Below are 6,151 nucleotides of genomic sequence, written 5' to 3'. Positions count from 1 at the left end.
CCGGGCGCCATGCCCGGGGCGCAGCCGCCGGTGGGTGCGTTCGGCGGGCCCGAACCCCTGCCGTCGCAGGTCCAGCCGACCCCACCGGGGGCGATGAACAGCCTCGCCCCGTACCGCGAGGTGCCGACGGCCGGGCGCTGGACCCAGCAGAACGGCAAGCTGGTCAAGGTCACCCTCGGGCCGGACGCGCTGGCGCTGCGCGGGTCGATGGTCGCCTACCAGGACAATGTCGAGTTCGATTACAAGGGTGGCGGGCTGCGCGGGCTCATCGAGGGCAAGCTGACCGGCCAGAGCCTCAAGCTCATGACCTGCAAGGGGTCCGGCGAGGTCTTCCTCGCCCAGGACGCCGCGGACCTGCACATCGTCGAGCTCGGCAGCTCGTCGCTGTGCATCAACGCGAAGAACCTGCTGGCGATGGACGCCACCGTGCGGACCGAGGTGCGCCGGATCGAGAGCGCCGGCATCCCCGGCGGTGGCCTGTTCCACTTCGAGGTCTCCGGGCCGGGCTCGGTGGTCGTCATGACCAAGGGATCGCCGATGACCCTGCCCGTGCAGGGCCCGACGTTCGCGGACATGAACGCGCTGGTCGCGTGGACCACCGGGATGCGGGTCAGCGTGTCGACGCAGGTGCGGATCTCCCGGCAGATCTACGCGGGCAGCAGTGGCGAGGCCCTGGCGCTGCAGTTCATGGGATTCACCGGTCATTTCGTCGTCGTCCAGCCGTACGAGGTGTGAGCGTGGCGACGATCGCGGCAGCGTGCCCGGCGGGTCGCCCGTCGGCGGGAGGGAGCGGGCTGTGCAGGGCAGCCTGATCCAGCACTACGGGCCCACGCCCGTCTTCGAGCGGATGAGCAAGCACGGTTCCAAGATCGCCAAGGTGGTCATGAATCCCGGCCAGGACCTGTTCGCCCGGGTCGGTTCCATGATCGCCCACGAGGGGCTGATCGACTTCAACCCGCAGCCGTCGCAGCTTGGCCGAATCGCCTCGTCCTGGGCGACCGGCGAGGGCGTGCCGCTGATGACGGCGGCCGGCCAGGGCCTGCTCTACCTCGCCGACTACGGCAAGGAGGTTATCGTCGCGCAGCTCGTCGGCGAGGGCCTGTCCGTCAACGGCAAGAACATCCTGGCCTTCGACGCGGCGCTGGAGTGGAAGATCGAACGCGTCCGCGGCGTCACGATGCTGTCCGGGATGGGAATGTTCAACGTGGTGCTGCGCGGCCACGGTTGGGTGGCGCTGACCGCGAAGGGCAACCCGATCGTGCTCGACACCCGGGAGGCGCCGACGTTCGTCGACACCGACGCCCTCGTCGCCTACACCGACGGCCTGCGCGTCGAGCCCCGCCGTACCGCGCGCCTCGGCGGCCTGATCGGCCGCGGCTCCGGCGAGGCCTTCCAGCTCGGATTCTCCGGGCAGGGTTTCGTCGTCGTCCAGCCGAGCGAGGACAAGCGGCCCACCATGTCCCTGCGAGGCTGATCGCCATGGGATCCCACAGCGGCGTGCGGTTCGTTGACGGTGCGGGCACGGCGCGGCGGACGGCGGAGAGGACTACGGCATGACGCAGGGCGGGGCACACGGCGGTCATCCGGGTGGTCCCGGCGGCTACCCGGGCGGCCAGGGCTACCCGCCGCCGGGTTCCCCCGGTCCGGGCGGCTACCCGGGAGGGCCGGGTCAGGGCTACCCGCCCGCGCCCGGTGGCATCCGCAGCAGCCTGCTCGACAATCCCGAGCGGCCCTCCGACGAGCCGTTCTCGCTGCAGAACGGCAAGATGCTGCGGGCGACGCTCGGCGCGCAGGGGATGCGCGAGTTCTACGCCCGCAAGGGCGCGATGGTCGCCTATCAGGGCGCGGCGAACTTCGACGCGCACTGGGAGGGCTGGGGCGGGCGCTTCCGCAGTTTCTTCAGCGGCGGCGAGGGCCTGAACCTCATGCAGGTCTCCGGTTCCGGCTCGGTCTTCCTCGCCAACCAGGCGCAGGACATCCACATTCTCGACCTGGCCGGCGACGCGCTGACCGTCGACGGCAAGAACGTCCTCGCCTTCAACTCCGACCTGAGCTGGGACCTGGTCCGGGTCGACACCCAGGTCGGCATCGCCGGCGTCGGCTCCTACCAGGTGGAGCTGCGCGGCAACGGCAAGGTCGCGGTCTGCACGTCGGGCGCTCCGCTGGTCATGCACGTCACCCACCAGAACTACTACTTCGCCGACGCGGACGCGGTCGTCGGCTGGTCGTCGGGCCTGCAGGTCTCGATGCAGGCGGCGGTGACGTCCTCGGCGGTGTGGCGCCCGCGCGGCAACACCGGGGAAAGCTGGCAGATGCAGTTCTCCGGCCAGGGCTTCGTCATCGTGCAGCCCTGCGAGCTGCTGCCCCCGTACAACGCGCTGGCCGGCTCGGGCGCGGCCGGCCATTTCGGCCTTGGCCAGGGCGGCTTCCAGGGCAACCAGCTCGGTGGCCACCACGGCCAGGGCGGTCAGGGCGGCCCCGGCGGGCCGGGCGGCGGCCTCGGCGGCGGTGGCATGGGGGGCCTGTTCGGCAACCGCTGACGTCCACGATCGATCCGTCGTCATGTTCGCCCGGCTGGTGTCGTCAGGACAGCGCGATCCGGCGGTGGTTCGCACGGTGATCGACCGGCCTTTCACGGGAGCGTGGGCCGCCAGGCTGCTGCGCCGGTTGCGCGGGCGACTCTGTCCTGCAGCAGCCGCCGGGCCGACTCGCGGCCGAAACCGGGCTCGGCGTCGAGAAGGTCCACCAGGTCGGTGAGGATTGCGTCGTGGGCGGCCGCGTCGCCGCGCGATTCCGGATGCACCTCGCTCCTTGCCAAGGGCATGCGGAGGCCTCCGCCCCGAACGGTGCCGGTCGCCGCGACCGGCCACAACACCCTGAGCGTCCGCCCGGCGCCGGGATGACGCGATATGCGCGGAGGAACCCGTTCGCAGGGGGGCCGTCAGGGCGCGCGGTGGCGGGGGCGGGGCAGCGCGCTGGGCCGTGAGAGCAGGAATACTCCGCCGACGACGAGCACGGCGGAGACCGCGACGCCAGAGATGACCCCGGATCCCCTCGGAGCGGGGACCCCGAACACCAGGACGCCGAGCGCGTAGGCGGCGGTCGGGTTGGTGATGTTCATGGCGGTGACGGTCGCGGTCAGCGGGCCGACCGCGTAGGCCATTTGACCTAGACACAGGCTCGTCAGTGTCACCCCGCACAGGGCGTAGGCGAACCAGTGTGTCACTGTCACTGTCGCGTCGAACCCGTTGTCGAGGGTTTCGTCGGTTGCCTGCTTGAGCAGCAGCACGCTCAGCGCGAAGAACAATCCGGCGGCGACACCGAACAGCGTTGCCCGCCCCGCCGGCCCCCGCCCGCGCGACACGGTGACCAACACGGCGGCCAGCGCGACGATGGCGATGATCGCCAGCACCAGGCGTTCCTGGTCAAGGGGCGGATGGGTGGGTAGCCGATCCTGCACGCCGAGCAGCAGCGCGAGTCCGGCGCAGATCGCCGCGATGGCCCACCACGCCGTCCGGGCCATCCGCAGCCGCGTGCCGACCAGCCCGAGGGGGAGCGCGAACAGCAGCTGGGTGACCATGAGCGGCTGCACCTCGGCGAGCGATCCCAGGTGCAGCGCGAGCGCCTGGGTGAGGAAGCCGGCCAGGTTCGTCAGCCAGCCGACCAGCCATAACGGCTCGCGGACGAGGTCGAGCAGGTGCCCGAACCCCGGCACGGCCAGGTTGTTGTCGTCGCGCGCCGCGAACCGGCTGCGGCCCGCCGCGCGCTGCTGGAGGGCGGCCGACGACGCCAGCAGGAACGCGGCGAGCAGCGCGAGCGGGATGAACAGGGGCACGGGCGGTGCGGGCGATCAGCAGGTACCGCGCCGGCCGGCGGCGGCCGGCGCGGGGCGGTGCGGTGGTCGCGTCGCGGTCGCTCTGCCGTCGCCGACGCGCGCGCCCAGACCGTGGCTGCGCGTGGGACCGACCGGCCGAGGAGGATCACCCGGAGCGGACAAGTAGGACACGATGGCCCGTAATGTACCGGTCCTGCCTACTCGGGATCCGTGGCCGTGGGGCCTGCCGACGCGCCTTACCACCCGAATCGGCTACCTCGCTGGGTGTCATCGATTTGGGCCCTGGTCGGGCTGGTCACCCGTACGTTGTCACTTACCCGCGGATGACTGGAATGCGGGACCGATCGGACTTGCCTGACCTTGATATACAGACAGAGGGGGCGGGTCCACGGTGACCTGTTCGGGGGGGGAATGACGGCGATGCTGACGCCGGTGCTGATTCTGTTGGGACTAGTACTCGTGCTCGCGGCCGCGGTGGCTCTGACCCGCCAACCGGCCGAGCCTGAGATGTTCCCAGCCGACCGAGATCCATACGAGCAGTGGGCCGAGTCGACCGTCGACGTCGACGCCTGGGGGCCGTTGCCCGACCGGACCCGCAAGGACGTCGTCGTCGGCCGGCCTGAGGCCGGCGAGCCCGCCCCCGCACCTACTCCCACGTTCACGCCCACTCCCATGTTCACGCCCACTCCCACGCCCGCTTGGGAGCCTCTCCCGGCCGCGCCCACCGCGCCGGCGGCGGCCGCGTCCGGGGACGACGCGACGTCGAGTGACCCGGGCACCCCCGCCCCGGACGAGGACGCGCCCGCCCCGACGGGCGACGACGCACCCGGTGACGCCGGTCGGGAGGACCCTGCCCCCGATCCCGACAGGACCGCCGCGCCGAGGACCGTGCCCCCGTCCTCGCGGCCGGCACCGGCACCGCAGCTCCCGCTGCCGCGCACCCCGCCGTCCGCGCCGGCGCCGCGCCATCCGTCGACCCCGGGGGGACGGCCGGGGTATCCGTCGCCGTCGCGGCCTCCGGCGGAGTCCACGCCGCCGGGCGCCGCCCCGAGGCGGGTGCCCGCTCAGCGGTCCCCCTCCGCGCGTCGGCCGCCGTGTCCCCGTCCGACGCTCGTGCCCCACGGGCGCTCGTCGCCCGCCGGTCCGCCGCCGGCGCCGGGCGGGGTGTCGTTCCATCTCGCCGTCGCGACCCGCAGCAGGTGCCAGCCGCCCCCGCCGTGGGTGGTCTGGGAGGCGCTGGTCAGGCCGACCCTGGTCGTCTGGTCGTCGATCTGGGCCGCCCGCCCGGACGACATGATCCGGAATGACGGGGTCGGTCAACCCTCGGTCGGCAGCCAGGTGGCGGCGGTCAGGTTCCGTGTCGAGGGGCCGTCGGGGTCGTCGTCGGGCCGGTTGCCGCGGGTGACCGCCCGGTCGGCGATCCGCCAGCCGCGCGGGGTGCGGACCACGGTGTCCTGGTAGTCGCCTGATCCCGCGGTGCCGTCGCCGCGTATCACCAGGTACTTCGCCCAGATCCGCAGCGTGTCGTCGTCGACGCGGTGGACGGCGATGTCGGTGGTGTGGTGGGGGAACATCACCCGTCCGTACGGCAGGCCGCTCGCGGCCTGCGTCAGCGGCGTGCCGCTCAGTACCGCGTCGTCGGTGTATGCCGTCGGTGCGGCGCCGAGCGCGATGTTGTCGAACAGGTGCGGATGCTTGGCGAGCAGGCTGCACACGTCGGCGTAGGTGGCCGCGTCGACCGGGACGATGACGGGCTCGATCCTCACGCCCATGGTGTCTGCCCGTCGGCGATGACGGCGGGGCCGCCGTGGCGTGGGTGTACCCGCCAGCCGGCGGGTGTCTCGGTGAGCACGTCGACGGCGTCGGCGCTCGCGACGCTGCCGTCGCCGGCGATCGTCACCAGCCGGCTCCACGCGGCCAGGGCGCCGGGGATCTGCTTGACCTCTGTGTTGACGGTGTGGTGGGAGGGTGACGTCGCAGGATCGAGGGCTGGCGGGTCGACGAACACCTGTGCCAGCAGTTTCGGGTCGCCGTTGTCGACCGCGTGGCCGTAGAGCGCGAGGACCTGCACGACCGCCGCGGTCTGTTCGCCGGTCGCGTCGGGCAGCGCGGCGAACGCGGCGTACGTCCGCGGCAGGCGGTGCTGCTCCACCTTCACATCGGCGCTGTCGCGTACGCCGCCGGGTGGGTGGCCGCCGGGCTGCAGGTGCCCCGCGATGTGATCCGTCGTCATGGTCTGGACGCTAGTTCACCTGGCGACGCGGCGTACCCGGTAGGCAGGAACGGGAGGGGAGTGACCTGCGGAGCGCGCCGCGG

8 protein-coding genes are annotated in these 6,151 nt (G+C 72.4%); 3 read left to right on the top strand and 5 right to left on the bottom strand.

Annotation, left to right across the window (positions count from 1 at the left end; translation table 11 throughout):
* From G6R25_RS20035 to G6R25_RS20025, 3 genes are all read left to right on the top strand, one after another.
* A partial coding sequence (locus G6R25_RS20035) for an AIM24 family protein (RefSeq protein WP_163554177.1) occupies positions 1-735 on the top strand: 735 nt, incomplete at its 5' end.
* Positions 736-796: 61 nt separating this feature from the next.
* On the top strand, positions 797-1,474 hold the full coding sequence (locus G6R25_RS20030; RefSeq protein ID WP_163554176.1) for an AIM24 family protein: 678 nt from the start codon (positions 797-799) through the stop codon (positions 1,472-1,474).
* A 79-nt stretch (positions 1,475-1,553) separates the two neighbouring features.
* Complete coding sequence (locus G6R25_RS20025; protein ID WP_163554175.1) at positions 1,554-2,540, top strand: AIM24 family protein; 987 nt, start codon at positions 1,554-1,556, stop codon at positions 2,538-2,540.
* A gap of 92 nt (positions 2,541-2,632) precedes the next feature.
* Here the strand turns inward: G6R25_RS20025 and G6R25_RS20020 are convergent, their stop codons facing one another.
* The 5 genes from G6R25_RS20020 to G6R25_RS20000 form a co-directional block, all read right to left on the bottom strand.
* Complete coding sequence (locus G6R25_RS20020; RefSeq protein ID WP_163554174.1) at positions 2,633-2,803, bottom strand: hypothetical protein; 171 nt, start codon at positions 2,801-2,803, stop codon at positions 2,633-2,635.
* 138 nt (positions 2,804-2,941) lie between these two features.
* On the bottom strand, positions 2,942-3,835 hold the full coding sequence (locus G6R25_RS20015; protein ID WP_163554173.1) for a DMT family transporter: 894 nt from the start codon (positions 3,833-3,835) through the stop codon (positions 2,942-2,944).
* Positions 3,836-4,899: 1,064 nt separating this feature from the next.
* A complete protein-coding gene (locus G6R25_RS20010) occupies positions 4,900-5,130 on the bottom strand; it encodes a hypothetical protein (protein ID WP_163554172.1) in 231 nt (76 codons plus the stop codon).
* Positions 5,131-5,151: 21 nt separating this feature from the next.
* Positions 5,152-5,607: a nuclear transport factor 2 family protein gene (locus G6R25_RS20005; RefSeq protein ID WP_163554171.1), complete on the bottom strand. Its 456-nt coding sequence runs from the start codon at positions 5,605-5,607 to the stop codon at positions 5,152-5,154.
* Positions 5,598-6,068, bottom strand: a complete 471-nt coding sequence (locus tag G6R25_RS20000) for a hypothetical protein (RefSeq protein ID WP_163554170.1) — start codon at positions 6,066-6,068, stop codon at positions 5,598-5,600. Before G6R25_RS20000 ends, G6R25_RS20005 begins: the two co-directional genes overlap by 10 nt.
* Positions 6,069-6,151: the final 83 nt, after the last annotated feature.

It is taken from the genome of Candidatus Frankia alpina (assembly GCF_902806485.1).
Classification (GTDB): Bacteria; Actinomycetota; Actinomycetes; order Frankiales; family Frankiaceae; genus Frankia; species Frankia alpina.
This window is presented reverse-complemented; position numbering and strand designations above follow the sequence as displayed.

Bases quoted from the DNA above. Each gene is read 5' to 3' on its own strand.
- G6R25_RS20025 (WP_163554175.1), top strand. From the start codon at position 1,554: ATGACGCAGGGCGGGGCACACGGCGGTCATCCGGGTGGTCCCGGCGGC.
- G6R25_RS20010 (WP_163554172.1), bottom strand. From the start codon at position 5,130: ATGTCGTCCGGGCGGGCGGCCCAGATCGACGACCAGACGACCAGGGTC.
- G6R25_RS20005 (WP_163554171.1), bottom strand. From the start codon at position 5,607: ATGGGCGTGAGGATCGAGCCCGTCATCGTCCCGGTCGACGCGGCCACC.
- G6R25_RS20000 (WP_163554170.1), bottom strand. From the start codon at position 6,068: ATGACGACGGATCACATCGCGGGGCACCTGCAGCCCGGCGGCCACCCA.